The 25448-nt window shown below is 48.0% G+C and carries 27 protein-coding genes; 22 read left to right on the top strand and 5 right to left on the bottom strand.

What is annotated here, in order from left to right; all coding sequences use genetic code 11:
- The first annotated feature begins 242 nt into the window (after window positions 1-242).
- The 22 genes from QZ327_RS10170 to QZ327_RS10065 all read left to right on the top strand — a co-directional run bounded on the left by QZ327_RS10170 (window position 243) and on the right by QZ327_RS10065 (window position 20758).
- A complete protein-coding gene (locus tag QZ327_RS10170; protein ID WP_294618939.1) occupies window positions 243-695 on the top strand; it encodes a hypothetical protein in 453 nt (150 codons plus the stop codon).
- A gap of 1 nt (window position 696) precedes the next feature.
- Window positions 697-1020, top strand: a complete 324-nt coding sequence (locus QZ327_RS10165; RefSeq protein ID WP_294618938.1) for a DUF4134 domain-containing protein — start codon at window positions 697-699, stop codon at window positions 1018-1020.
- 57 nt (window positions 1021-1077) lie between these two features.
- Entirely contained in the window at window positions 1078-1452 is a 375-nt protein-coding gene (locus tag QZ327_RS10160; protein ID WP_294618937.1) for a DUF4134 domain-containing protein, read from the top strand.
- A gap of 12 nt (window positions 1453-1464) precedes the next feature.
- Complete coding sequence (locus tag QZ327_RS10155; RefSeq protein WP_294618947.1) at window positions 1465-1761, top strand: DUF4133 domain-containing protein; 297 nt, start codon at window positions 1465-1467, stop codon at window positions 1759-1761.
- Between the two features lie 111 nt (window positions 1762-1872).
- Window positions 1873-4569: a conjugal transfer protein TraG gene (locus QZ327_RS10150; RefSeq protein ID WP_294618936.1), complete on the top strand. Its 2697-nt coding sequence runs from the start codon at window positions 1873-1875 to the stop codon at window positions 4567-4569.
- A gap of 7 nt (window positions 4570-4576) precedes the next feature.
- Window positions 4577-5212, top strand: coding sequence for a hypothetical protein (locus QZ327_RS10145; protein ID WP_294618935.1), 636 nt, complete (start codon window positions 4577-4579; stop codon window positions 5210-5212).
- A gap of 7 nt (window positions 5213-5219) precedes the next feature.
- Window positions 5220-7766 carry a hypothetical protein gene (locus QZ327_RS10140; protein ID WP_294618934.1) on the top strand — a complete coding sequence of 849 codons (2547 nt, stop codon included), beginning with the start codon at window positions 5220-5222 and terminating at the stop codon, window positions 7764-7766.
- Entirely contained in the window at window positions 7763-8488 is a 726-nt protein-coding gene (locus tag QZ327_RS10135) for a hypothetical protein (RefSeq protein WP_294618933.1), read from the top strand. Before QZ327_RS10140 ends, QZ327_RS10135 begins: the two co-directional genes overlap by 4 nt.
- A gap of 18 nt (window positions 8489-8506) precedes the next feature.
- Entirely contained in the window at window positions 8507-9274 is a 768-nt protein-coding gene (locus QZ327_RS10130; RefSeq protein WP_294618932.1) for a DUF5045 domain-containing protein, read from the top strand.
- Between the two features lie 13 nt (window positions 9275-9287).
- A complete protein-coding gene (locus QZ327_RS10125) occupies window positions 9288-10421 on the top strand; it encodes a hypothetical protein (protein WP_294618931.1) in 1134 nt (377 codons plus the stop codon).
- Window positions 10422-10470: 49 nt separating this feature from the next.
- Window positions 10471-10866 (top strand): hypothetical protein, encoded by a 396-nt coding sequence (locus QZ327_RS10120; RefSeq protein WP_294618930.1) that lies wholly within the window; start codon window positions 10471-10473, stop codon window positions 10864-10866.
- Between the two features lie 2 nt (window positions 10867-10868).
- Window positions 10869-12059: a DNA (cytosine-5-)-methyltransferase gene (gene dcm / locus QZ327_RS10115; RefSeq protein ID WP_294618929.1), complete on the top strand. Its 1191-nt coding sequence runs from the start codon at window positions 10869-10871 to the stop codon at window positions 12057-12059.
- 7 nt (window positions 12060-12066) lie between these two features.
- Entirely contained in the window at window positions 12067-12681 is a 615-nt protein-coding gene (traK, locus tag QZ327_RS10110) for a conjugative transposon protein TraK (protein WP_294618928.1), read from the top strand.
- Window positions 12682-12693: 12 nt separating this feature from the next.
- On the top strand, window positions 12694-13068 hold the full coding sequence (locus tag QZ327_RS10105) for a hypothetical protein (RefSeq protein ID WP_294618927.1): 375 nt from the start codon (window positions 12694-12696) through the stop codon (window positions 13066-13068).
- A gap of 10 nt (window positions 13069-13078) precedes the next feature.
- A complete protein-coding gene (locus QZ327_RS10100) occupies window positions 13079-13561 on the top strand; it encodes a DNA N-6-adenine-methyltransferase (protein ID WP_294618926.1) in 483 nt (160 codons plus the stop codon).
- 9 nt (window positions 13562-13570) lie between these two features.
- Window positions 13571-14728 carry a conjugative transposon protein TraM gene (traM, locus tag QZ327_RS10095; protein ID WP_294618925.1) on the top strand — a complete coding sequence of 386 codons (1158 nt, stop codon included), beginning with the start codon at window positions 13571-13573 and terminating at the stop codon, window positions 14726-14728.
- A gap of 1 nt (window position 14729) precedes the next feature.
- Window positions 14730-15665, top strand: a complete 936-nt coding sequence (locus tag QZ327_RS10090; protein WP_294618924.1) for a hypothetical protein — start codon at window positions 14730-14732, stop codon at window positions 15663-15665.
- On the top strand, window positions 15659-16447 hold the full coding sequence (locus QZ327_RS10085; protein ID WP_294618923.1) for a site-specific DNA-methyltransferase: 789 nt from the start codon (window positions 15659-15661) through the stop codon (window positions 16445-16447). The genes QZ327_RS10090 and QZ327_RS10085 overlap by 7 nt, the downstream gene beginning before the upstream one ends.
- A gap of 52 nt (window positions 16448-16499) precedes the next feature.
- A complete protein-coding gene (gene traN, locus QZ327_RS10080) occupies window positions 16500-17351 on the top strand; it encodes a conjugative transposon protein TraN (protein WP_123618438.1) in 852 nt (283 codons plus the stop codon).
- Complete coding sequence (locus QZ327_RS10075; protein WP_294618922.1) at window positions 17348-17860, top strand: hypothetical protein; 513 nt, start codon at window positions 17348-17350, stop codon at window positions 17858-17860. The genes traN and QZ327_RS10075 overlap by 4 nt, the downstream gene beginning before the upstream one ends.
- A gap of 23 nt (window positions 17861-17883) precedes the next feature.
- On the top strand, window positions 17884-18543 hold the full coding sequence (locus tag QZ327_RS10070) for a DUF1566 domain-containing protein (protein WP_294618946.1): 660 nt from the start codon (window positions 17884-17886) through the stop codon (window positions 18541-18543).
- Window positions 18544-18571: 28 nt separating this feature from the next.
- Window positions 18572-20758, top strand: coding sequence for a type IV secretory system conjugative DNA transfer family protein (locus tag QZ327_RS10065; RefSeq protein WP_294618921.1), 2187 nt, complete (start codon window positions 18572-18574; stop codon window positions 20756-20758).
- Between the two features lie 199 nt (window positions 20759-20957).
- Here the strand turns inward: QZ327_RS10065 and QZ327_RS10060 are convergent, their stop codons facing one another.
- The 5 genes from QZ327_RS10060 to QZ327_RS10040 form a co-directional block, all read right to left on the bottom strand.
- Window positions 20958-21320, bottom strand: a complete 363-nt coding sequence (locus tag QZ327_RS10060) for a hypothetical protein (RefSeq protein ID WP_294618920.1) — start codon at window positions 21318-21320, stop codon at window positions 20958-20960.
- A 35-nt stretch (window positions 21321-21355) separates the two neighbouring features.
- Window positions 21356-21631 carry a hypothetical protein gene (locus tag QZ327_RS10055; protein ID WP_294618919.1) on the bottom strand — a complete coding sequence of 92 codons (276 nt, stop codon included), beginning with the start codon at window positions 21629-21631 and terminating at the stop codon, window positions 21356-21358.
- 460 nt (window positions 21632-22091) lie between these two features.
- Window positions 22092-23834, bottom strand: a complete 1743-nt coding sequence (locus tag QZ327_RS10050; RefSeq protein ID WP_294618918.1) for a ParB/RepB/Spo0J family partition protein — start codon at window positions 23832-23834, stop codon at window positions 22092-22094.
- Between the two features lie 488 nt (window positions 23835-24322).
- Entirely contained in the window at window positions 24323-24589 is a 267-nt protein-coding gene (locus QZ327_RS10045) for a hypothetical protein (RefSeq protein WP_294618917.1), read from the bottom strand.
- 6 nt (window positions 24590-24595) lie between these two features.
- Window positions 24596-25351, bottom strand: coding sequence for a ParA family protein (locus QZ327_RS10040; RefSeq protein WP_294618916.1), 756 nt, complete (start codon window positions 25349-25351; stop codon window positions 24596-24598).
- Between the last annotated feature and the right edge of the window lie 97 nt (window positions 25352-25448).

Raw genomic sequence — 25448 nt, 5'->3', positions numbered from 1 at the left:
TGCCGTTCACACGAAAGCTCTCCATTCAGGAGGGCTTTTTTTATGCCCGTATCTTTCTTATCCCTCTTCTAAAATCATGCTGAAATACGATTTAGAATATGATTTTAGAATATGATTTTGTGATTTATCGGGAATCTTTGATGAAAATCTTTTGATTTATAATCAATAATTTCCACTTTATATTTATGTGTTCTTACTTTGCAATCATATTCAAAATAACAAATTATATTATACGAATAGATATGAAATCATATTTTATTTTTGCCATTGTCCTGACGGTAGTCTATCTTGTTTATTACGCGGTCATTATCGTACAGGATCTTTATGGAAAAAAGGGAACAGGTAAAGTGAGTGAGGAAGTGTTCGACTTCGGCGAACTGGAAGATGAACCAAGTGTGACCGTGACGGAGAACGATGCGGGATTCAATGTCGGGGATGAGAAGTACGAAACGGATATCGCTCCTACGGCTCCATCCGAAACGCAGGAGCCTGAGACCGCAACAGACAATAGAAAGGCCACTGTAGCGGAGAAGCTGGAACGGCTGAAAGCGCAAGCTGAAGAACAGATGGAAGAAACGGCAGCATATCTGTCGGACGCGTACACAGCGGATGAACTATACAAAGCCATGCTCTCCAAAGGTAAGCCGGACGGACGCCCGGAGATAATATGGAAACCCATCAAAGACCAATTGTAGAATGTCGAAAGCAAGAAAAATATTATGTACACTGTGCTTTGTCCCTTACATGGCATTCGCCAAAAGCGGCAGCGTGAATTACAGTTGGGGTGCAGACGCACTGGCGACGATGCACGACTTCGTGGTAACAATGATGCTCTATGTATTGTACATCTGCTATGCTATTGCTTCGGTGTTTGTCATCGTTGCCGCGCTCCAGATCTACATCAAGATGAACACCGGTGAAGATGGTGTGGTGAAGTCTATTGTGTCGCTTGTCGGTGCGTGTCTTTTCATCATTGGAGCCTCGATTGTATTTCCGGCCTTATTCGGATATCGTATATAATCAACCTGATTATCAGATGATTTAAAATAAAGTTTCACTAAAAACAACGTAACAAGTATGATTAAGAAAATCAAACAAATGTGCCGAAAGGCAAAAGGACTTTTTAGAGAAGTCTCCATCAAAGTAAAAATGCTTGCCATCACCCTGTTGGGCGGCACTCCTGCTATGGCACAGAGTACGGCAGGTGATTATTCTGCCGGAACGACTGCATTATCTACCGTGGCAGAAGAGATTGTAAAGTATGTACCTATCATGGTGAAACTTTGCTATGCTATTGCAGGTGTAGTGGCTATCGTGGGTGCCATTTCGGTATATATCGCAATGAACAATGAAGAGCAGGACGTGAAGAAGAAAATTATGATGGTAGTAGGTGCGTGTATCTTCTTGATTGCTGCTGCTCAAGCATTGCCCCTGTTCTTCGGTATCTCATAAACGGGCTGCATGATGAAAGGTACGAAAGAACGCTATCCGGACTATCAACTGTTCAAGGGACTGCAACGGCCTTTGGAACTGATGGGGTTGCAAGGCCGCTACATCTATTGGGCGGCAGGTGCGGCGGGCGGGGCTGTTGTCGGCTTTATCATCGCCTACTGCCTCATGGGGTTCGTAGCCGGTTTGGTCGTACTGTCGGCTGCCCTATCAACGGGTATCGCACTTATCATCTTCAAACAGCGAAAGGGGTTGCATAGTAAAAAGGTAGAGCGTGGTGTGTACGTGTATGCTCACTCGCGCAAAGTCTGACTATAAGAAAAACCATCACGACAATGTGTGTGGCTAATTGATTGTTGAACACGGGCGGGTCCGCCTCCAACTGAGGCAGACCTGCCCTTATTAAATCGAACGAGTATCGGAATGACCTTATACATTATCTTATTTTTTATTGCTCTGTGCGTAGGCATGGCCTTGTCGGTCTATACGTTCGGTACAGGCGGCAAGCGTAAGCGTATCTTTCAGGATATCTACTTTTCGGTGGAAGAAACGGACGGCGTGGGCGTGCTGTACACCAAGACGGGCGAATACTCCGCTGTGCTCAAGATAGAGAATCCTGTACAGAAGTATTCGGCAGACATAGACAGTTATTATGAGTTCGCAAATTTGTTTTCTGCCCTTGCACTGACGCTGGGGGAAGGGTATGCCATCCACAAGCAGGACATTTTTGTGAAAAAACAATTCGAGAATGAGCCGGACGGCAATCAGGAATTTCTCTCAGCTTCCTATTTCCGCTATTTCAGGGGACGCCCATACACGGACAATCTTTGCTACCTGACAATTACGCAAGAATCAAAGAAGAGCCGCCTGTTCTCGTTCGACAACAAAAAGTGGCGCGACTTCCTTGTGAAAATCCGCAAGGTACACGACCAACTTCGTGACGGCGGTGTGCAAGTCCGATTCTTGAACAAAGCCGAAGCGAGCGAGTATGTGGACAGCTATTTCGCTATGAATTTTAATGACCGTACCGTGTCGATGACGAATATCAAGACAGACGATGAAACGGTATCTATGGGAGACAAACGATGCAAGGTGTACAGCCTTGTGGATGTGGATTGCATCGCATTACCGTCGTTGATACGTCCTTATACAAACATAGAGGTAAACAATACCGAAATGCCGGTGGACTTGGTATCAGCCGTGGATAACATTCCGTATGCGGAAACAGTAGTATATAATCAAGTCGTCTTCTTGCCTAACCAAAAGCGGGAACTTTCGTTGCTTGACAAAAAGAAGAACCGCCATGCGAGCATACCGAATCCAGGTAACCAAATGGCTGTAGAGGACATTAAACGGGTACAGGAAGTGGTAGCCCGTGAGAGCAAACAGGTGGTATATACGCATTTTAACATGGTGGTGAGTGTTCCTGCGGACACTGACCTGCAGAAATGCACCAACCACCTCGAAAATGCTTTCGGCCGCATAGGTATCCATATTAGTAAACGCGCCTATAACCAACTGGAACTGTTCGTAGGTTCATTTCCCGGAAACTGTTATGCACTGAACGAGGATTACGACCGTTTCCTGACTCTCAGTGATGCGGCAACGTGCCTGATGTATAAAGAACGGGTGCTGCACAGCGAAGATACTCCTCTGAAAATCTACTATACGGACAGGCAGGGCGTTCCGGTGGCCATCGACATCACAGGAAAAGAGGGAAAACACAAGCTGACGGACAACTCCAACTTCTTCTGCCTGGGGCCTTCGGGCAGCGGCAAGAGCTTCCACATGAACTCGGTAGTGCGCCAACTACATGAACAGGGAACGGATGTGGTAATGGTGGATACAGGAAACTCCTACGAGGGTCTGTGTGAGTATCTGGGCGGCAAGTATATCGCCTATACGGAGGAAAAGCCTATCACAATGAATCCATTTAAAATCAGCCGGAATGAATACAACATAGAGAAGATTGACTTCCTGAAAAGCCTTATCCTGATGATATGGAAAGGGTCGGACGCCAAGATTCAGGAAATTGAGTTCCGCATTGTGGAGCAGATAATCATTGACTATTACGATGCCTTCTTCAACGGATTCACCCGTTACTCGGACGAGCAGCGCGGTGTCCTCCTGAAAAACCTGTTCGCTTCGGCCAGCCGCAAGAATACCAATATGCCACCCAAAGAGGTGGACAATATGGTGCGCAAGCAAATCGACGTGCTGGAAGCCCGGCGCGCGGCACTCAAAGTAACGGAACTGTCGTTCAACAGCTTCTTCGATTACAGCTTCGACCGCTTGGAGCAGATATGCACCGAAAACGACATCACCACTATCAGTTACTCGACCTACTCCACCATGCTTCAGCCATTTTACAAAGGCGGCGCATACGAGAAGATTCTCAATGAAAATGTGGACTCCACTCTCTTTGATGAAACATTCATCGTTTTCGAAGTGGATGCAATCAAGGAAAATAAAAAGCTGTTCCCCATTATTACGTTGATTATCATGGATGTATTCCTACAAAAAATGCGTATCAAGAAGGGGCGCAAGGTCTTGGTTATCGAGGAAGCATGGAAAGCCATCGCCAGTCCGCTCATGGCAGAATACATCAAATATATGTACAAAACCGCCCGAAAGTTTTGGGCTTCGGTGGGTGTCGTCACACAGGAGATTCAGGATATTATCGGGTCTGAGATTGTCAAGGAGGCCATCATCAACAATTCCGACATAGTGATGCTGCTTGATCAAAGCAAATTCCGCGAAAGGTTTGACAGCATCAAAGCCATACTGGGGCTGACGGATGTGGACTGCAGGAAGATTTTTACCATCAACCGCCTTGACAACAAAGAGGGACGCAGTTTCTTCCGAGAGGTATTTATCCGCCGGGGTACAACCAGCAGTGTGTACGGTGTGGAAGAATCGAGAGAATGCTATATGACCTATACGACCGAGCGGGCAGAGAAAGAGGCCCTGAAACTCTACAAACGGGAGTTGCAATGCAGCCACCAAGAGGCTATCGAGGCATATTGTCGTGACTGGAATGCCAGCGGTATCGACGAATCACTACCGTTCGCTCAGAAGGTTAATAAAGCGGGAAGAGTATTGAACTTAACAAAAAAATAACATTCGAATGAAAACGAAAAGAATTTTAATTACCCTGCCATTGAATTACGGGCTGAACGAGATGGTATTTGAAAGTAGCCTGACACGGAAGCAGATTTCTATCAGTAATCCTGAACTCACAGAGTTGTCCATCTGTGAATTTTGTATGTTGTCTCGGGAAAGGTTACTTGCTGTAAAAGGTATGACACCAGAGACGGTGGCTGCTATCGAACATCTGTTGACAGAGTATTCCCTGCGGTTTGGTATGTCCGGTGAGGAACTGGAGGCATACTTGAAACAATACTACGAAGAAAATCCCAGGGAAAAGGAGTTTTATGACCTGTGCGATAAAATGTGCAATGAAATACCGGTCTTCGATGAAAAGAACTTCAGGGAAAAATTAGGTCGGGAACTGAATGGCAATCCGCTGGGTGGCAATAAACTGAACGACTTGGGATGGCAACGCTATCATACCGTGCGCGAGGCATATCTGAGACAACCTTTGTTCTTGAGATTGTTCGGCTCACGTAAAGCTCGAATAAGAAAAGCCATTGAAGATGCTTCTGTGATACATGATATGTTTTGCCGATTGGTCACGGAGAGCTGTATAGACACCGAACGGTGGTATTTCGAACACAGGGAAATGGAAAGGACAAAAGAGTGATAAAGGTATGAAACGACTATCTATCTTTTTGGCCATCCTATCACTTGCCTTGACGCAGCATATTCATGCGCAATATTACAGTGTGAACTATGATGCACGTACCGTGGCGGCAATGGCCGCTGCGTTCGGTACGGAAGTAGTGGCCGAAAGCTACTATCGGGAGCAGGTGGATGACATCCTGAAACATTATACGGCAGCGGAGGTGGCGACGGCAGGGATATTCGCTTCTAAATTTTTGGAACATAAGGCCCTGTCTGACCTTGGTATCTGGTGCAGCAGCACGGAAAACTACTATTACCACCGCATCTACCGTATGGTAGCGGAGAAAATCATGCCGAAAATATGGATAGTGGCGAAGTTGATGCTCCGTTCGCCGCAAACGGCCATATACTGGGGAAGCTATCTGATGAAAGTGTGTGATGATACCAAGAGCCTGTGTATGCAGTTCGAAAGTATCGTGACAAACAGTTCGCTGAGTTTCTCGGATATTGCCTTTTTGGAAATCAACCGGGAAGTTGCTTCCTTACTGAACCTCTCGGAACTGGGTGGGGTGGATTGGAAACGGATACAGGATGATCTTGGTCGTGTGTCGGGAAACGTCACAAGCGAACATCTGAAAGATGACCTTGACAAATTCTACAACATGGGGGTAGGACTGGCGACATCGGGTATAGAAAACCTCGGTAATGCCTTGCTACAAGGCAGCTCGTTCCATAACCTGATGAACGGTAAAATCAGTGAAATAGGCAATCTGTATGAACATTACGGAGCACTCTTGGAGCAGGCAGAACACGGTATAGGAGACTTGTTGCTCAGCATGGTAGGCGGTGCCGATAATGTCGCCGGCCTGTTCGATTTCGGCAACTACAACCTCACTGCCTGGATGAAGGACTATCTGGATGAAGCAACTGGTAACTATTATACACAACGGTGGTATATCGCAAGGCGCGACCAAGGGAGTATATCGCTATGCGACTATTACCCACCGACGGATGATAACAGCATCCTGAATGGTGGCGCATGGGTGCGGTTCAATACAAGTGATCCGGGCTTCTATCCCAGTATTGCGCAACGTGAGCAGGTGCTCGCCAATTCGGAAAGCCATGCCGGTTGGTCAAGAAACCGCGTGCAGCAGTTGAATAGCCGGAACGATGGTTTTACCTACAGTATCAATTACTGGCAACAGGGCTATATCATCAGCCGTGGCGGCAAGCAGACGAAGAAAGCATACGCCTATGAGATACACGTCACAAAGAGCTGGAACAGAGAGGAAATCATCTATGAAGATGTATTCGATTCCTATTCGATGGACTTGAATACATTTCGTGCCCAGCTTGAAGCCCGACTCTCGGAGTTCAACGACAATGAGGAGGGCTATACCTATTATATATCTTCCGGTGCGCGAAACTATTATCAGGCGACTGATGCTGCCAAACTGAAAGGATGTGAGAGTGTGACCATCAGCGTGACTTGTTCGGACGGGGCAACATTGGGGCAAGGCTCGACACAATACAAATGCCGCCAGTGCGGAAGTTCGTTGAATGCACACTCTAAGGAATGTGTCATGCAGACCTCTGTAACAGAAAACAATCTGGATTTCTCGGAACTGGACGGACTACTGGATGAAGCAAACAATAAAGTGACCACGCTGGAAACGCAGATCGGAACATTGGAGGCTGAGAATGCTGTTCTGTTGAAAAAAATCAGTACAGCAAGTATCGAGGAGGCCGCCATATACCGTCAACAGTACAATGCCAACAAAACGCAGATAGAACACCTGAAAAGTGAATTGGCAGAGTGGAGGAAAAAACAGAAGGATTATGAGGATGCGAGACGGGAAGCTGGTGCTGACAATGACGTGCCAACTGACGACTATTATCGCTTGCCGGCCATCATGCAGGACTGTAAGACGGCATACGGTCTTACATGGCAGGATGGTGGCGCGTGGAACGGCTATACATTCGTCCGTAAGGCTACCATGCCGAACATCAATGGTATCATTACATTCCGTGCAACTATCTCCATTGTGCGGAAACCGAAATATTTCCTCGGTATCAAGATACACCGTGCCATTATCCAAATCAGTTGGGAACTGACCTCGGAATATACCGATACGCACGTTGCAGATGTGCTGACGCTTGATCCGGAACTTTCGGATGCTGAAAAGTCCAAGATTGTAAACGACCGCATTGCAGAAATCGCACGAGAACATCCTTCCTGTAAAATTACTACAGAATATGCCCGAAGCGCACCGATGGACGAAACAGAGAACGGTGATGTGTACCATCTGCTGTGGTCGAGTGACCGTCTCGATATTGCAAGGGAGGTGGATTCGCGTATTACGAAGATATACGCCGACCTCGTGTCCTTGGAGAAGATGATGCACTACAAACGGAGCATCCTTGATGTGATGAAGGATGTGCTGCCCGGCTTGAATATGGACGCCGGACGCCGCCTGACGCTTGTGGAAGAGTGCCATGACCGTTGGGTGGAAAATGCGCGGGTTTCACGAAACGGTAACGGTGGAAATGGGAGAAAGGAGGAACGGAAATGAAACGGAACCTGATTGTTGCCCTGCTGCTGTCTGCCCTGCTGCCCGGTATCGCCAAGGCGCAGTGGTCGTTTGATGTTGTTTCCGTCGAGGCATACATCAATGACCATAAGAAGCAACGCAGCCTGTTGCTCGCACGCAGCACCTTGGAATATAGCAACAAACTGTTGCACGAGTACAGCCGGAAGGAGGTCGGGAACTACAAGGAGCTGAATGTCAATCTTGACCGGTATACCCGTGCGTTCGATGTCATTGACGTGATGTACCAGTCGTTGCGCACGGTACTGAATGTCAAGAATACCTATACAGCGGTCGGTGACCGCATAGGCGACTACAAGGATCTGTTGGAAGATTTCAACGAAAAAATACTGAAACGGGGGCGTATCGAATCTGCCGATACGCTGATTCTTGCCATCAATGCAAGAGGGCTGCGGGCTATCGCGTATGAGGGGGAACAACTCTACAAGTCTGTGAGTGACCTTATACTGTATGCCACAGGTGCGGCAGCCTGTTCGACCAGTGACTTGCTTATGGTGCTGGAAGCCATCAACCAATCGCTGGATAATATCGAGAGGCATCTGAACCGAGCCTATATCGAGACATGGCGATACATACAGGTGCGCATTGGCTATTGGAAAGCAAAGGTATATCGCTCACGCACGAAACGGGAGATTCTCGATGACGCATTCGGGCGTTGGCGCGGAGCGGGAAGATTGGAATATTAACGATAAAATGGAAAGAATATGAACAGAAAATTTTTACTCATCGCCGTTGCGGTGATTCTAACGATGGCGGCAAGGGCGCAGTCGGTGACTTATAATCACGATTCGTCAAAGCAGAATCAGGTGACAGTCATGGAAACGGGTACGGGGGCACTTACCCCCGAACTTTATTATTCCACACTGCATAACAAATACAAGAAGTCGGCAGCAGCTAAGAATAAACTTTCGTATCGCACGCTCGCAGGTATCAACCTCTATAACCAGGTGAATGAAGCGGAAGTTATTGACTCTGCTCTGACCAGTCGCGCGAAAATAGAAGCGTTAAATGTTACCGACCGGCAGGTTGACATAGCCTGGCTTGCCGAAGGTGAAAAAGTGAGCGGACAGATGGAACGGTTCAAACGCAACATCGACCGCATACTTTTATCCGGTGGCACTCCATCCGATAAGGAACGGTGGGATGACTATTACCGTGTCTATCAATGCGCAATCAAGTCAACAAGGGAGGCCTATATGCCCAATGCACAGCGGAAGAAGGAATACCTGCGTATTTATGAGGATGTGACATTGCAGAATGAAACGCTTGTGTTGTTTCTCGCCCAACAGCGCAATGCCAGAGTGGCAAGCGCACTGCTGAATGCGACAAACAACCATGTTCTGAACAAAGGAGGCATTGTCCGCGGAGCAATTGACCGATGGCAAGAATCGCGTCTTGTGGTACGTGGGGCACAATCCGGGAATAACGGTGCCAATGGCGACGGGGATGAAACGGTAAGCGGAAAGAACTGAAAAACAATAATCTATGGCAGACGGAAATATACTTTCGGATTTCGGTATCAACATTCTCGAAGAAGAGATTGATGATGTGATTTTCCAAACCAATGAATTTCTGACAGACGCGACATTCACCGGTTCGCAGGGGCCTTTCTGGTGGATCTTGCAGATGTGTATGGCATTGGCCGCCTTGTTTGCAATCGTAATGGCAGCAGGTATGGCGTACAAGATGATGGTGAAGCACGAACCGCTGGATGTGCTGAAACTGTTCCGCCCTTTGGCTATCTCCATTATTCTTTGCTGGTGGTATCCACCTGCAGACACGGGAATGGCGGGAAGCAGAAGCAATTGGTGCTTCCTCGACTTTCTTTCCTATATCCCGAATTGCATTGGTTCATATACGCATGACCTCTATGAAGCCGAGGCTACACAGATAGCGGATAAATTCGAGGAGGTGCAGCAACTCATCCATGTGCGCGACACCATGTATCATAGCTTGCAAGCGCAGGCAGACGTCGCCCATACAGGGACGTCCGATCCGAATCTCATCGAGGCAACGATGGAGCAGACCGGTGTGGATGAAGTGACGAATATGGAGAAGGACGCTGCGGAGCTTTGGTTCACTTCGCTGACAGCAGGCGTCATTGTGGGAATAGACAAAATCATCATGCTTATTGCCCTGATTGTGTTTCGGATAGGTTGGTGGGCGACTATCTACTGCCAGCAGATATTACTCGGGATGCTGACGATATTCGGGCCTATACAATGGGCATTCTCGCTATTGCCGAAGTGGGAAGGTGCCTGGGCAAAGTGGCTTACACGCTATCTGACCGTGCATTTTTATGGTGCCATGTTGTACTTCGTAGGCTTTTATGTATTACTCCTTTTTGATATCGTACTCTGCATACAGGTGGAAAACCTGACGGCGGTAACTGCCAGCGAACAGACGATGGCGGCTTACCTGCAAAACTCGTTCTTCTCCGCAGGCTATCTGATGGCGGCAAGTATCGTCGCACTGAAATGTCTGAACCTCGTGCCCGACCTTGCCGCATGGATGATACCTGAGGGCGACACGGCCTTCTCGACCCGAAACTTCGGCGAGGGTGTGGCACAGCAGGCCAAGATGACGGCAACTGGCGGCATCGGGTCTATGATGAAGTAACCTGTCAATCAGAGTTTTAAATTCAAACTAATTAATAATCAAAGTAAAAATGAAATTACAAAAGAAAATTGAGAGCTGGTGCAAAGATGAGAAATTCATGTTATATGCACAGGAACGCGTGAGAAAAGAGGTCTGTGAAGTGGCTGAGAACCACTGCATCGACCCGGAGTATGAGGAACTGGACGAAGCCTTTGACAATGACGACAGGTATATCGTTCCGTTGGTGGCCTATCTGACATACAAGCTGCGCCTCGCCGTAGTGCAACGGAATGCAAGGAAACGCGAAAGGGGTATCTGGTGGGTGCTTGTGCATGTGGAAATGCAGGGATATTATGTAGAGATATTCTCAGCAGAGTTCGCCAGCCTTTTGGCAGAACTGCGGGAAGTAGTCCTGCCTATGCTGCATAGCGATTATGTACAGTCATTGAACAAGAAAATCAGATAAATATGATCGTGTTGAGTTTATTTGATGGGATGAGTTGCGGGCAGATAGCTTTGCGGCAACTTGGCATTGTCCCGGAAGTGTATTATGCTTCCGAGATTAATGCGCATGCTATCAGGCAGACACAACTCAACTTTCCAAACACCATACAACTTGGTGATGTAACCAATCTGAATGTCAGCTTACTGAAGCCTATTGATATTTTGATTGGCGGCAGTCCTTGCCAGTCGTTTTCCTTTGCTGGGAAATGTGCCGGAATGTCTACAGTAGACAAAGAAGAAATCCACACATTGAAACATTACCTGGCACTGAAAAGCGAAGGATTTCAATTTGAGGGAGAGTCGTATCTGTTCTGGGAGTATATGCGCGTCCTGACAGAGATACGCCAATATAATCCTGATGTGCTGTTTCTTTTGGAAAATGTGGAAATGGGCAAGAAATGGGAACGCGTGCTGAGCGAAGCCATTGGCCTATTTGGAGTGCATATCAATTCCGCTTTGGTATCGGCACAAAACCGCTCCCGCATCTATTGGACGAACATACGAACGAAAAAAGTAGGGCTGTTCAATGAATTGCACTCAGACATTCCCCAGCCGGAAGACAGAAAGATATTCTTGCGCAATATTGTGGAGAGCGAAGTAGATAAGAAATACTACCTAAGCGAAAAGATGTTGGGGTGGCTGAAAAGACATAGTGAAAAGCAATCAAACGGTATTCGTTTATTGGAAGTCGATGGCAAGTCCCATTGTCTGACAGCCACCGCACAAACCAAGGGAAATCTTACTACGGATTACATCTGTATGGCTATGCGTGGCAGAAAAATTTGTAAGACTTCCCGAAGGACGGAATATGGCAAGAAGATGCAGAAAGAGCATGATGAAGCGGAAACCTCCGAATCTCGAAAAAACATCCAACAGCTTGAACCTCGGACAGATGGTAAGACAAACTGCCTGACGAGTGTACAGAAAGACAATTTGATATGGACCGGTTTTCGGGACTTATGTATGTCGTGCGGTAGTATTCGCCGACTGACTCCAACGGAATGCGCACGTTTGCAAACCATACCGGAATGGTATATATGGGAATGCAGTGATACACAGCAATATCAGATGTTAGGGAACGGATGGACGGTGGAAGTGATTGTACACATCTTCAGTTTTTTGAATATGGCATTAAACAGGAACAACAATAAATAATAAGATTATGGTAATCAAGAATCTGGAAAACAAAATCAAACTGGTGGGCATTATCTGCACCACATTCCTTATGGGGTGCATCATCATCAGCCTATCGAGCATCTGGACGGCCCGGACAATGGTCACCGACGCACAGAAGAAAGTGTATGTACTGGATGGGAACGTGCCTATCCTCGTGAACCGCACGACAATGGATGAGACATTGGACGTGGAAGCCAAGAGCCATGTAGAGATGTTTCATCACTACTTCTTTACGCTGCCGCCGGACGACAAGTATATCCGTTACACGATGGAGAAAGCGATGTACCTGGTGGACGAAACAGGACTGGCGCAGTACAATACGCTCAAGGAAAAGGGATTCTACTCCAACATATTGGGTACGAGTTCGGTATTCTCCATCTATTGTGACAGCATTGCTTTCAATAAAGAAAAGATGGAGTTCACCTACTACGGGCGTCAGCGCATCGAGCGGCGGAGTAACATCCTCATGCGCAAGCTGGTCACTGCCGGACAACTCAGGCGTGTACCCAGGACCGATTACAATCCGCACGGACTGCTCATCGTGAACTGGCGTACGCTGCTGAACAAAGACATTGAACAGAAAACGAAGGCTAACTATTAAATATCAAGAATTATGAATATCAAGGGATTCAGGCGGATGTTGTTCGGCGAGAAGATGCCGGACAAGGATGATCCGCAATACAAAGATCGCTACGAGCGGGAAGTGGCCACCGGACGCAAGTTTGCCCAAGTGACACGCATCGACAAGGTGGCAGCCAAGGTACAGGGTTTTGCCGATACGCACAGGACACTGTTCTTAGTCATCGTATTCAGCTTTGTTATCGGGGTTTTCGCATGGAACGCTTACCGCTTGGTGGCTGTGTTCCGGCATAGCCCGGCAGGGCGCACGGCGACGGAGATGCAGGATTCGGTGTTGCGTGAGCGGCACAAAAGGCTGCAAAGGATTGAAGTGAGGGAAAATAAAAGCAAAGTAGATGAACCACAGTAAAATAGTGCTTATGAATACACGGTTTGAAAAATCAGTCCATTCATCGGACGAATGGTACACTCCCAAAGAGGTATTGGACGCATTGGGGAAGTTCGACCTCGACCCTTGTGCTCCCATCCGTCCATTGTGGCCGACCGCAAAGGTCATGTATGACCGGAATGCAGACGGACTGTCGCGGAAATGGGAAGGGCGTGTGTGGCTGAATCCGCCCTACTCACGCCCTCTGATAGAACAGTTCGTCAGGAAACTGGCAGAGCATGGCAACGGCATCGCGCTGTTGTTCAATCGCTGCGATTCAAAGATGTTTCAAGATGTCATTTTTGAGACCGCAAATGGAATGAAATTCCTGCGTCACCGTATCCGGTTCTACCGTCCGGACGGAACACGTGGCGACTCTCCCGGCTGCGGCAGCATTCTGATCGCTTTCGGAAAGGACAACGCAGAGGTGCTGAAAAACTGCACCATTGAAGGAAAGTATGTACAACTCAATTAAAGACGCACAATGAAGATAACAGATAAAATCAATTTCAGGGAACCGAAGTATATGCTTCCGGCCATCCTGTACATTCCGTTACTGGTCGCGTCGTACTTCATCTTCGACCTGTTTCATACGGAGACAGTGGAGATACAGGATAAGACGCTGCAGACGACTGAGTTCTTGAACCCAGAACTGCCGGATGCCCAAATCAAGGGTGGCGACGGTATAGGCAGCAAGTACGAGAATATGGCGAAATCGTGGGGTAAGATACAGGACTACTCCGCAGTGGACAACATAGAACGAGACGAACCCGATAAAGAAAAAGAAGAATATGAATCGCAATACACGCAGGACGACATCGCCCTGCTCGACGAACAACAACAGGAGAAAGCTGCGGCAACGCAAGCTGCCGATGCCAAGACACGCGAACAAGAAGCCCTCGCGGAACTGGAAAAAGCCCTCGCCCAAGCAAGGCTGAGAGGACAGAACGAAGTAATGTCGCCTGCCGAAACTGACACGGCAGCATCGGCACAGATGCCTGCGGCTACCATAGAGGTAAAGGGCAAGATAGAGGAAGAGAGCCGGTCGGTAAAAGCCCCGTCCGAAAACGAGCCTCCCAGCGAGGTCGTGCGGAAGGTAAAGACCGCATCGGACTACTTCAACACGCTGGCGAAAGATTCCTACGAGCCGAAGCTCATCAAGGCCATCATTGACGAAAACATCAAGGCGGTGGACGGTTCGCGCGTCAGGCTGCGTCTGCTCGACGATGTGGAGATAAACGAGTGTGTAATCAAACGAGGCTCATACCTATACGCCACCATGAGCGGTTTTTCGTCAGGGCGCGTGAAAGGAAATATCACCAGCATTCTCATCCACGACGAACTGGTGAAGGTCAGCCTGTCGCTGTATGACACGGACGGTATGGAGGGACTGTATGTGCCAAACTCCTCTTTCCGCGAGACGAGCAAGGATGTGGCGAGCGGAGCGGTGTCGGGCAATATGAACATGAATACAGGCACAACCGGCAGCAGCCTCGCCCAATGGGGAATGCAGGCCGCCACCAACGCCTATCAGAAAACCAGCAACGCCATCGGCAAGGCCATCAAGAAGAACAAGGTGAAGCTGAAATACGGCACGTTCGTGTATTTAGTAAACGGCAGGGAAACCAACAACGGCAGATAGTATGAAGCAGAGGAATATAGGAATAATAGATGTGGACAGCCATAACTTTCCGAACTTCGCGCTGATGCGTGTCTCGGCCTACTACAAGAACAAAGGCTATGATGCGGAGCGGGCTGTTCCGTCGAAAAAATATGATATCGTTGCTGCAAGCAAGATATTCACATTTACTCCCGACTATGACTATACCGGCATAGAGGCAGGTATTGTGCTAAAAGGGGGAACCGGCTACGACGTGGGGGCCAGACTGCCAAAGGAAATAGAGGAATCCGCAGGTATGGATTATGCGCTATATCCGCAATATCCGTTCTCCGTCCAGTTTTTCTCAAGGGGATGTATCAGAAGATGCCCTTTCTGTCTCGTCCGTGAGAAAGAGGGATATATCGCACCGGTTACTCCGGTCAACCTCAATCCCAACGGCAAGCACATAGAAGTCCTCGACAATAATTTCTTTGCCAATCCTGCATGGAAAGAAGCCGTGGATTACCTGCTTAACGCCAAGCAGAAGGTAAACCTGCACGGTGTCGATATAAGGATTATGAATGAGGAACAGGCGTACTGGCTCAACAGACTGCCGCTGCACAAGAGCATACATATCGCATGGGATTTGCCGCAGATTGACCTCACGGACAAGCTGAGGGAAGTAACAAAATACATCAAGCCATACAAACTGATGTGCTATGTGCTTGTCGGCTATGATTCGACCATCGAGCAGGATATGTACCGTATCGAGCGGCTTCGCGAACTGGGAATAAAGCCGTTCGTGATGCCTTACCGTGATTTTGATAATGCCAGGGTTCCGACCCAGTATGAAAAAGACCTCGCACAATATGTAAACAAACCGATGGTATTCAAGTCCTGCACTTTCGCCGATTTTTCGCCGAGGAAAGGGTTTAAGTGCGGATATTATCTGACGAACAACAGTAAAACGGTATGCTGAAAGTCGACATCATATATAATAAGGATTGTCTCGAAGGATTGAAAGAGCTTCCGGACAAGTGTATAGATGCGGTGATAGCGGATATGCCATACGGTGTGCTGAACCGCAAAAACTGTTCGGCCGGATGGGACAGGCAGATACCGCTTGATGCCCTGTGGGAGCAGTACCGGCGCATTGCCAAGCCCGGCTGCCCCATCATCCTGTTCGCACAGGGTATTTTCTCGGCAAGGCTCATGCTGTCGCAGCCCCGGATGTGGCGGTATAACCTTGTCTGGCGGAAAGACCGTGTGACAGGACACCTGAACGCCAAGCGTATGCCGTTGCGGCAGCATGAGGACATCATCGTGTTCTATGACCGGCAACCGGTGTATCATCCGCAGATGACACCGTGCCTTCCGGAGCAACGGAATCACGGACGGCGCAAATCGGGCAACGATTTCAAGAACCGTTGCTACGGTAACATGAAACTGGTTCCGGTGCGTGTGGCGGATGACAAATATCCGACTTCGGTCATCAGCGTAGCCAAAGAACACAAGACAGGCGCATTTTATCATCCGACGCAAAAGCCTGTGGCGTTGATGGAATACCTGATACGCACATACACCAACGAGGGGGATGTGGTACTGGACAACTGCATAGGCTCGGGCACGACGGCCGTTGCCGCCATACGCACCGGACGGCATTACATCGGATATGACATTGATCCGGCGTATTGCGACATTGCCCGGCAGCGAATCAGGGAGGAACTGGAACGCGGAAGCGGAACGAAAGAAGGGAAATAGAGAAAAAGTAATCAGAAAAATCAAATAAACCAGTGATATGAATATTATTAATGTGAGCAAAAAAGGATTTGTGACGGCACTGCTTCTGACGGCAGGAGTGTTTGCCGCCCATAATGCACAGGCCCAGCGCACCTACGAGGAGATGGAGCGGCTGACAGTCAATGAACAGGTGACGACCGTCATTACGGCGTCAGAGCCTATCCGCATGGTGGATATCTCCACCGATAAGGTGGCCGGCGACCAGCCCATAGGCAACATTATCCGACTGAAACCGAAGGAGACAGGACACGAGGACGGCGAAGTGCTGGCTATCGTGACCATAGTAACAGAGCGATACCGCACACAGTACGCGCTCATCTATACCACACGGATGAAAGAGGCGGTGACGGATAAAGAAGTGCTGTTACGAGAGCAGGATGCGTACAACAATCCGGCAGTGGCAATGTCAACCGCAGATATGGTGCGTTTCGCAAGGCGCGTATGGAGTTCTCCGGCTAAAATCAGGAATGTCGCCACCAAAGCGCACCGTATGGTGATGCGCCTGAACAACATCTATGCCGTGGGCGACTACTTCTTCATCGACTTCTCGATAGACAACAGGACGAACATACGGTTCGACATTGACGAGATAAGGGTGAAGCTCGCGGACAAGAAGCTATCCAAGGCGACCAATGCGCAGAGCATAGAACTGACGCCGGCCTTAGTGCTGGAACACGGCAAGACATTCAGGCACGGCTACCGCAATGTGATTGTGGTGAAGAAGATGACCTTCCCCAATGATAAAATCCTGACCATAGAAATGACGGAGCAGCAGATAAGCGGCCGGAATATCTGCCTGAACATAGACTATGAGGATGTGCTGTCAGCCGATTCGTTCAACGTAACTTTATTGGAGGAGGAATGATGATGAAAAAGACTGTAATCCTTATCCTTGCGTGTGTATGCCTTGCCATAAACGCGAACGCCCAGCAAGGCAGCGGCCGCCTCTCGCTCGGCGTGGGGGCACTGTATGAGAACGGTATGGACGTGACGCTCGGCTACGAACATGAGATGAACTACCGACACGCATGGGAATTTTTCGCCAACGGCTATGTGAAATGGGCGGAGTGCGGCTCATGCGGCCATATCTGTCCGGAATCCTTCTGGCGGAACTACCGCAGCTACGGCTTCGGCGTAGCTTACAAGCCCTGCGTTGTGCGCGGCCGTAACCATTACGGCAACCTGCGTATCGGAGCTTCTGCCGGGAGCGACACGAATAAGTTTCTTGCCGGTATTCATGTAGGCTATGAACACAACTATGTGCTGCGGTCGGGATGGACGCTGTACTGGCAGGTAAAGGGGGATGTGATGATAAAAGGCGCGGATCTGTTGCGGACAGGTGTCGTGTTAGGCGTGAAACTACCTATAAAATAAGGGAATAAAAAACAATGAAGATGATGATACGAAAGATACATTTGACAGTAATGGCCGTGGCGGCGGTGCTGTGCGCTGCCTGCGACGCCCATATCAACGTGCCCGACACGGCTGTACGCCCGGGGCATATTCTCTGTGAGGACGGTACGACCCTGCCCTACGGACAGTATGAGCAATCGGGGAAGCGTGCCATAGCGGTTGTCTTCGATACCGGACGGCGTGACGGTACGGAAGGGAACGGCTATGCGGTTTACCTGTGGGAGATTGCTCCGGCGGCGTTTGCGGACAGTCTCGGTATAAAACAGGGAACATCGGCCGACATCGGGGCCTACGACGGTAACACGAACACCTTTGCGCTGTATGATACAAAGGAGACGGCTTCGCCTATGGCTGAAGCGGTCTTCGACCTGTGGCGGTACGGACAGAGTGCCTATATACCGTCGGTAGCGCAGATGCGCTTGCTGTACGCCATCCGGGAGACGGTCAATCCCATCGTGACGAAATGCGGCGGTGATCCGTTGCCGTCGGAGTCTGACGCGGACTGCTGGTACTGGACATCGACGGAGGTCAAGGGGCAGCAGACCGCCAAAGCGTGGCTCTACTCGCTGGGGAGCGGCGCGATACAGGAAACGCCCAAGACACAGGCGCACCGGGTAAGGCCGATTATCACATTGAACCAATAGTAACGAACAGAGGGAAAGGACAAAGAAAATGGAAGAAAGCAAGGAGCTACAAGGGTTCTACAAGATATTCCGCGCGGTAATTTATGTCTCCGTTCTGATGGAGTTCTTCGAGTACGCCATCGACCCTGCCATGCTCGACCACTGGGGCGGCATACTCTGCGACCTGCACGGACGCATCAAGCGGTGGATGATATACAACGACGGCAACCTTGTGTACAGCAAGGTCGCCACCTTCCTGTTGATATGCATCACCTGTATAGGTACGCGCAACAAGAAGCATCTGGAATTTGACGCGCGCAGGCAGGTGCTATATCCGCTTATCAGCGGACTGTTCCTTATCGTGCTGTCGGTATGGCTGTTCCACCGTCCTATGGAAACGAGGTTCTATACGTTGCCACTGAATATCATATTCTATATGGCAGCCACGCTTGCCGGCGTGATACTGGTGCATATCGCACTGGACAATATATCGAAGTTCATCAAGGAGGGACTGGGGAAAGACCGCTTTAACTTCGAAAACGAAAGTTTTGAGCAATGCGAGGAATTGCAGGAGAACCAGTACAGTGTAAATATACCGATGAGATACTATTTCAAGGGGAAATTCCGCAAGGGATGGGTGAACATAACCAACTGTTTCAGGGGCACATGGGTAGTAGGAACGCCGGGCAGCGGCAAGACGTTCAGTATTATAGAACCGTTCATACGGCAGCACAGTGCCAAGGGCTTCTCGATGGTAGTATATGACTATAAATTTCCGACACTTGCGACGAAACTCTATTACCACTACAAGAAGAACCAGAAGCTCGGCAAAGTGCCTAAAGGGTGCAAGTTCAACGTCATTAACTTTGTGGATGTGGAGTACAGCCGAAGGGTGAACCCGATTCAGGCGAAGTACATCAACAACCTCGCTGCGGCGAGCGAGACAGCGGAAACGCTGTTGGAATCCCTGCAGAAAGGGAAGAAAGAGGGAGGGGGCGGCAGCGACCAGTTCTTTCAGACCTCGGCGGTGAACTTCCTTGCAGCCTGTATCTATTATTTCGTCAATTACGAGAAAGAGCCTTACGATGCCAATGGCAAACGGCTGTATGCAGAGAAGCGGCAAGATCCGCAAACAAAATTCTGGAAGCCGACCGGCGTGGTGCGTGACCGCGAGGGGGGCAACATCGTGGAGCCAGCCTACTGGTTAGGGAAATACTCGGATATGCCACATATCCTGTCGTTCCTCAATGAGAGTTACCAGACTATCTTTGAGGTACTGGAGACCGACAACGAGGTCGCGCCATTGCTCGGCCCGTTCCAGACCGCCTTGAAAAACAAGGCTATGGAACAGTTGGAGGGTATGATAGGTACGTTGCGCGTCTATACGTCCCGACTGGCAACGAAAGAGAGTTATTGGGTATTTCACCGCGACGGTGACGACTTCGACCTGAAAGTGAGTGACCCCAAAAATCCTTCTTATCTCTTGATAGCCAACGACCCGGAAATGGAATCAATCATCGGGGCACTGAACGCATTGATATTGAACCGTCTCGTTACCCGTGTGAATACCGGTCAAGGGAAGAATATCCCGGTGAGCATCATCGTGGATGAGCTACCCACGCTTTACTTCCACAAGATTGACAGGTTGATTGGTACAGCGCGAAGCAACAAAGTGAGCGTAACGCTCGGTTTTCAGGAGCTTCCGCAGCTTGAGGCAGATTATGGAAAAGTCGGGATGCAAAAAATCATCACAACGGTAGGTAACGTGGTAAGCGGTTCGGCCCGAGCGAAAGAGACATTGGAATGGCTGTCGAATGACATCTACGGCAAGGTGGTGCAGGTCAAAAAGGGTGTGACGATCGACCGGGATAAAACGAGTATCAATCTCAACGAAAACATGGATAGCCTTGTGCCTGCCTCTAAAATCTCCGACATGGCGACAGGATGGATTTGCGGCCAGACGGCGAGGGACTTCACCAAGACAAAGACCGGCATAGGCGGTTCGATGAACATTCAGGAATCGGAGGAGTTCAAGACCTCCAAGTTCTTCTGCAAGACAGACTTCGACATGGAGGAAATAAAGCAGGAGGAAGCGAGCTATGTGCCGCTACCGAAGTTCTACACCTTCAAGTCGAGGGATGAGCGTGAGCGCATCCTGTATAAGAACTTCGTTCAGGTGGGACAGGATGTAAAAGAGATGATAAAGGACGTGCTGAACAAGCGCGGTTCGAAATAGCGCGATGTAAGAGGGAAATGTGGGACACCTGCAATATTTATGATATACATATTATTGCAGGTGCTTTTTAATTGTTACAGTGATACATATATGTATAAAGGAACTTTGCGACCTGCACGTATATGTAATTACAAATTACACAAAAGCACTGCCTGCACTATACTATATATTCGTACAGACAGTGTTTCGTGTGATTGGATTATCTATTTAAATATTCCAATTGCTTCTTGCAGAAGTTATCGTATTCTTCTTTGTCTGTGCCGCTTTCGATGGAACGGTCGATAACTTCGCCCAGTTCGTCGAAACATACTTCGTTGTTGATGCATTCCGAGTCTGTGCCTTTCTGCAGATACACCTCGTAATAATCGGAGCCGTTAAGCGCGATAGTGACATATCCGGCATGAAGCCGTCCATTCACTTTTAGGCGTAGTGCAGGCAGGTCTTTGAATATTGTGGCTACAAACTCTGTGATACCCCATGACAAAAGGACAGATATTGGGGTTAACGATACTAATTGTTCTTGAATGGTCTGTGCGATACGCATTACATACTCTTTATTCATAACTTTGATTTTAGATGATGATTATTACTATGAAACTATCTTAAAGGGATGTTCCGTCCATTTTCATTGAGGTATTCCATAATACGTTTAGCTTCCTCATGTGAAGCACGATTGCGGTCATCGTAGCGGCGTGTGTCGTCAGCCATGACAATGATACACTCTTTTATCAGCCGATAGAGGCTTTGTTGCAGTGTTGGGTGCATATCAGGGATAGCTGCTGCAAACCGTTTGGGGTTGAAGTTATAACTATTCACCGCCATTTCCCACTCCTTTGCGAGTTGGTACTCCTTACTTTCTTTGATGTTGCCCATTGTGGTGGATTTTAATGATTTGTTTTTTCCCCTCTGTTCGGCATCCCTTTGTCGGAGCCGTTTGGGTTTTACGATGCGGTACAGGGCTGGCGAATAAGCCTTTTCCAACGCTTTTTCCGAAAAATTACGCTTACGCAGAAAGGAAGAATTTTTCGAGAAATGCACTTCAAAGCGGTGGAACCAGGCGCGGCAGCCCACCTTTGCATCGAATAAAAACCAAGTGGCGGCGATATGGATAACGTGACAATGGAAGATGTGTGTAATTGAGAATGTTATAATGGGAAAACCGTGTGATGGAGCGATTACAAAGGGGAATACCCGCAGGGTGTAAAGGTATAAAGGGATGAGCCGGGGAAATAGCCCGGTTGATGAAATGAATGAATAGAGATTTATGCAAAAAGGAAAAAGGGAAACAACCAAAGGACGGATTTCCGTCCTTTGGTTGTTCTACTGTACCATATCATGCTGCCTTATCTTCCATTTGGGGCTGTTCTTCATGATGTAGTTGTGTTTCGGGCTGCTTATTTTCGGTGGCAGTAACTTCCTGCTTTGCTTTTTCCTGCACTGACAGGACAGCAATCTTTTCCTTAATGCGTTGGTGACGTTTTTCGTACACCTCATTATGTCCGTTCTTGATTTCTGCCAATCGGTCGGGCATATGCTTCTGTGCAAAATCAAGCAAGAGGGATGCGATGGCATTACTACCTGCTGCGTTCTTGAAATTTGCTATCAGAAAATCCCTACGGATGATATTTTTCTGCTTGGTGGTAAGATTGGTAATGATGTTCATCTTATCCTCTTCCTTGAGATAGTGGATTTCGTCACTTTCGATACCCACAACCCCGAAATGTTCCTTGCGGAGTGATGGAAGCATAAAGTAATAAACCATCCTGTTCTCATCTGCTCCAAACTTGGTTTCTGTCATATCGACCTCAAAAATCTGCTTCTTGGTATCCTCTATGGTCTTTTCAAGGGCTATCTCCTTGTTGCGTTTGTCTTGATTTTCCAATTTCTCAATAGGGGAAACAACCGCTTCTTTAGCTGTTCCTGGCATAACTTCAGATTCGGTTTGTTCTACATAACACAGCTTGATGTCGTTATAACCAATCGCCACATATATGGTTAACTCTCCGGCTTCGCATCTGTTGTTTATGTCCTCGCATTTCTCGTTGTAATCCGATAACTTTTGTTTGTACTCCGTATATAATTTTGCATATTCTTCGGTTTCCTCGTAATTTTCCGCGTTTGGAACTTCGGGTGCTTCGGGATAGGCATTAGGACGCATCGACAGTTTCTTAACTTCAAACCCCGATGCTACAAGCTGTTCGATTACTTTTTCATTGCAGCCATAAAAGCCACGGCAAAACAAAGCGAGCGGACGCTGTTCTATGAGCTGTACAGCTTTCTCAGCAAGGTACGATGCGTTCATATCCTCAAGGCATTTTCGGTTGGCGCAGTTTCCGCAACTGCTTTCCTCACAGAACAACATCATATTATTGGTGTTGTGCGGACATGACAGACAAACGGTCTTGTCGAATGAATATCGCTTGAGGTCGGTGGTATAGCTCCGTTCAATGTTTTTTGCCACCTCGGAGGCTTTCAGACCTCGCCAACTGTTATACGGCAGTCCCTCTTTCAGATGCTTTTCGTATATATCTTTCTGAACATCTTCCCCATAACGGCAGATTTCGGTCGCTACGCTGATAGTCAGTTCGTCTTGCTCTAAAAGCCGGGCAATTTCGGGTATCAATGAAACGAATTTAAGTCGTGTACGGATATAGTTTTCGGTCTTGCCGAACTGTACAGTTAAAGAATGTACATCGTGACGTCCACTTTCTATGAGCTTTTGGTATGCGTTCGCTTCCTCAATAGGGGTAACATCCTTACGTTGCAGGTTTTCTGTTACCGCCATTTCTTCGGCTATCTCGTCCGAAATATCCATGACAATAGCCGGGATTTCTTCCAATCCTGCTATGAGGGATGCCCGGTATCTACGTTCGCCAAAAACAATTTCAAAGTGGTTATCTGCTATAGGACGCAATCCGATAGGCTGCAATACGCCTTGCTGACGGATGCTGTCGGCAAGTTCTGCAAGGCTTGTTTCGTCAAAGTTCTTGCGTGGGTTGAAATTGCTTGGCTGAATGTTTGCCAATGTTACCAATGTGATGTTTTTCTCTACTGACTGAATTTCTGTTGTTGCCATAATTCCGTTGATTTAAATTGTTTATATTGTCTGTTTTTTATTTTCCCTTTTTTCGGTTCTTTTTTCTGCCTGAACCGCTTGGGATTTACAGATGCGGTACAAGGCTGACGAATAAGCGATTTCCAACGCTTTTTCCGGAAAATTACTCTTGCACGGCAAGGAAGAATTTTACAGGAAATGCACTTCAAAGCGATGGAATCAAGCGCGGCAGCCTACCTTTGCGTCTGATAAAACCAACCGGCAATGGCAGGAATGGGGCGAATAAGGATAAGAGGAAAAAAGTAGAAAGGTAGAGTGCAACAAAGGAGCCTGTAGATGGGGAAAGGATATGCAGTTATAAAAGAAAGGATGCACGATATAACAGGGACAATCGGGACGGATAAAAATGGGTTATGCCGTTTGTCAAACAAATCTGCACTAAATTGGAATTGACATTGTACCCGCAAAGAAATGATTCGGGTACGAAAAACAGGAAGTGAGGGGCATCCTCACTTCCCGTTTTTTTCCAGATATTCTGTCATTGCCTCATTCACCATGTCCTTCAAGGACATTCCCTTTTCGATGGCAAGAAATCTCATGCGTGTATGGATGCTCTTGTCGATGACGAAATTGCAATGAACCGCCGGCTCTTTTGCCGCTTTGGCCGGCTTGACCTGTGCAGCAGTCTCTTGTTTCTGCGGTGGTTTCCTTGTGGATGACAGTAGCCCGTCCAAACCGCTTTTCATGCCGTTTTTCAATAAATCGCTCTTGCTCATATTGTCTTACTTTAATTTCAGCACCTCTTGTGCCAGGGACATATAGTCTTTGGCTCCGTTACTATTTCTGTTGTATTCGAAAATGTTCCTTCCTTTTATCGGGGCTTCGGCAAGAGCCACATTGTCCCGGATAATCGTATGGAATACTTTGTTACAGAAAGAGTCGCGAATAATTTCTGCCACACTCTTGTTAAGCGTCTTTCGCTTGTCAAACTGGGTAATGACTACGCCAGCGATATTCAGATTTGGGTTCAGGCGTTCCTTGACTATCTGGATTACATTCGTAATCTTCGCCATCCCGCGCATAGCAAGGAACTGTGCTTGTACCGGGATTATCAAGTAATCCGCAGCCGTGAGGGCATTAAGCGTCAGCAAGCCCAACGATGGAGGGCAATCTATCAGTACGTAGTCGAATTTCCGGCTTTCAAGCAATTTTGCAATCAGCCCTTTCAAAATCAACTCACGTCCCGGTTCGTTGATAAGTTCGGATTCTGCCGCTGACAGGTCAAGGCATGACGGCACAATGGAAAGTCCGTTTTCCAATTCGATAATCGGCAAGGGGTATTCGTTTCTCATTGCTCCGTACACTGTTTGCTCCTCCTCAATAGAGAGGCCACAAGATTCTGTGAGGTTCGCCTGCCCATCCATGTCGATAATCAGCACACGTTTTTTCTTCAGCCGTAAAGCTGCGGCAAGGTTGATGGTGGTAGTCGTTTTTCCGACCCCTCCCTTATGGTTCAAAACAGCTATAATTTTTGTCATAACTCGGTATTTTTATATGTGATACAAAGGTAATACTATTTTTAGTATTTACTATGATTAGTGCGTACTATTTTACTACTTTATTAAATTTTAGTAT

It is taken from the genome of uncultured Bacteroides sp. (assembly GCF_910578895.1).
GTDB lineage: Bacteria > Bacteroidota > Bacteroidia > Bacteroidales > Bacteroidaceae > Bacteroides.
The sequence above is the reverse complement of the archived record's forward strand: the minus strand, read 5'-3'. Positions and strand labels throughout refer to the sequence as shown.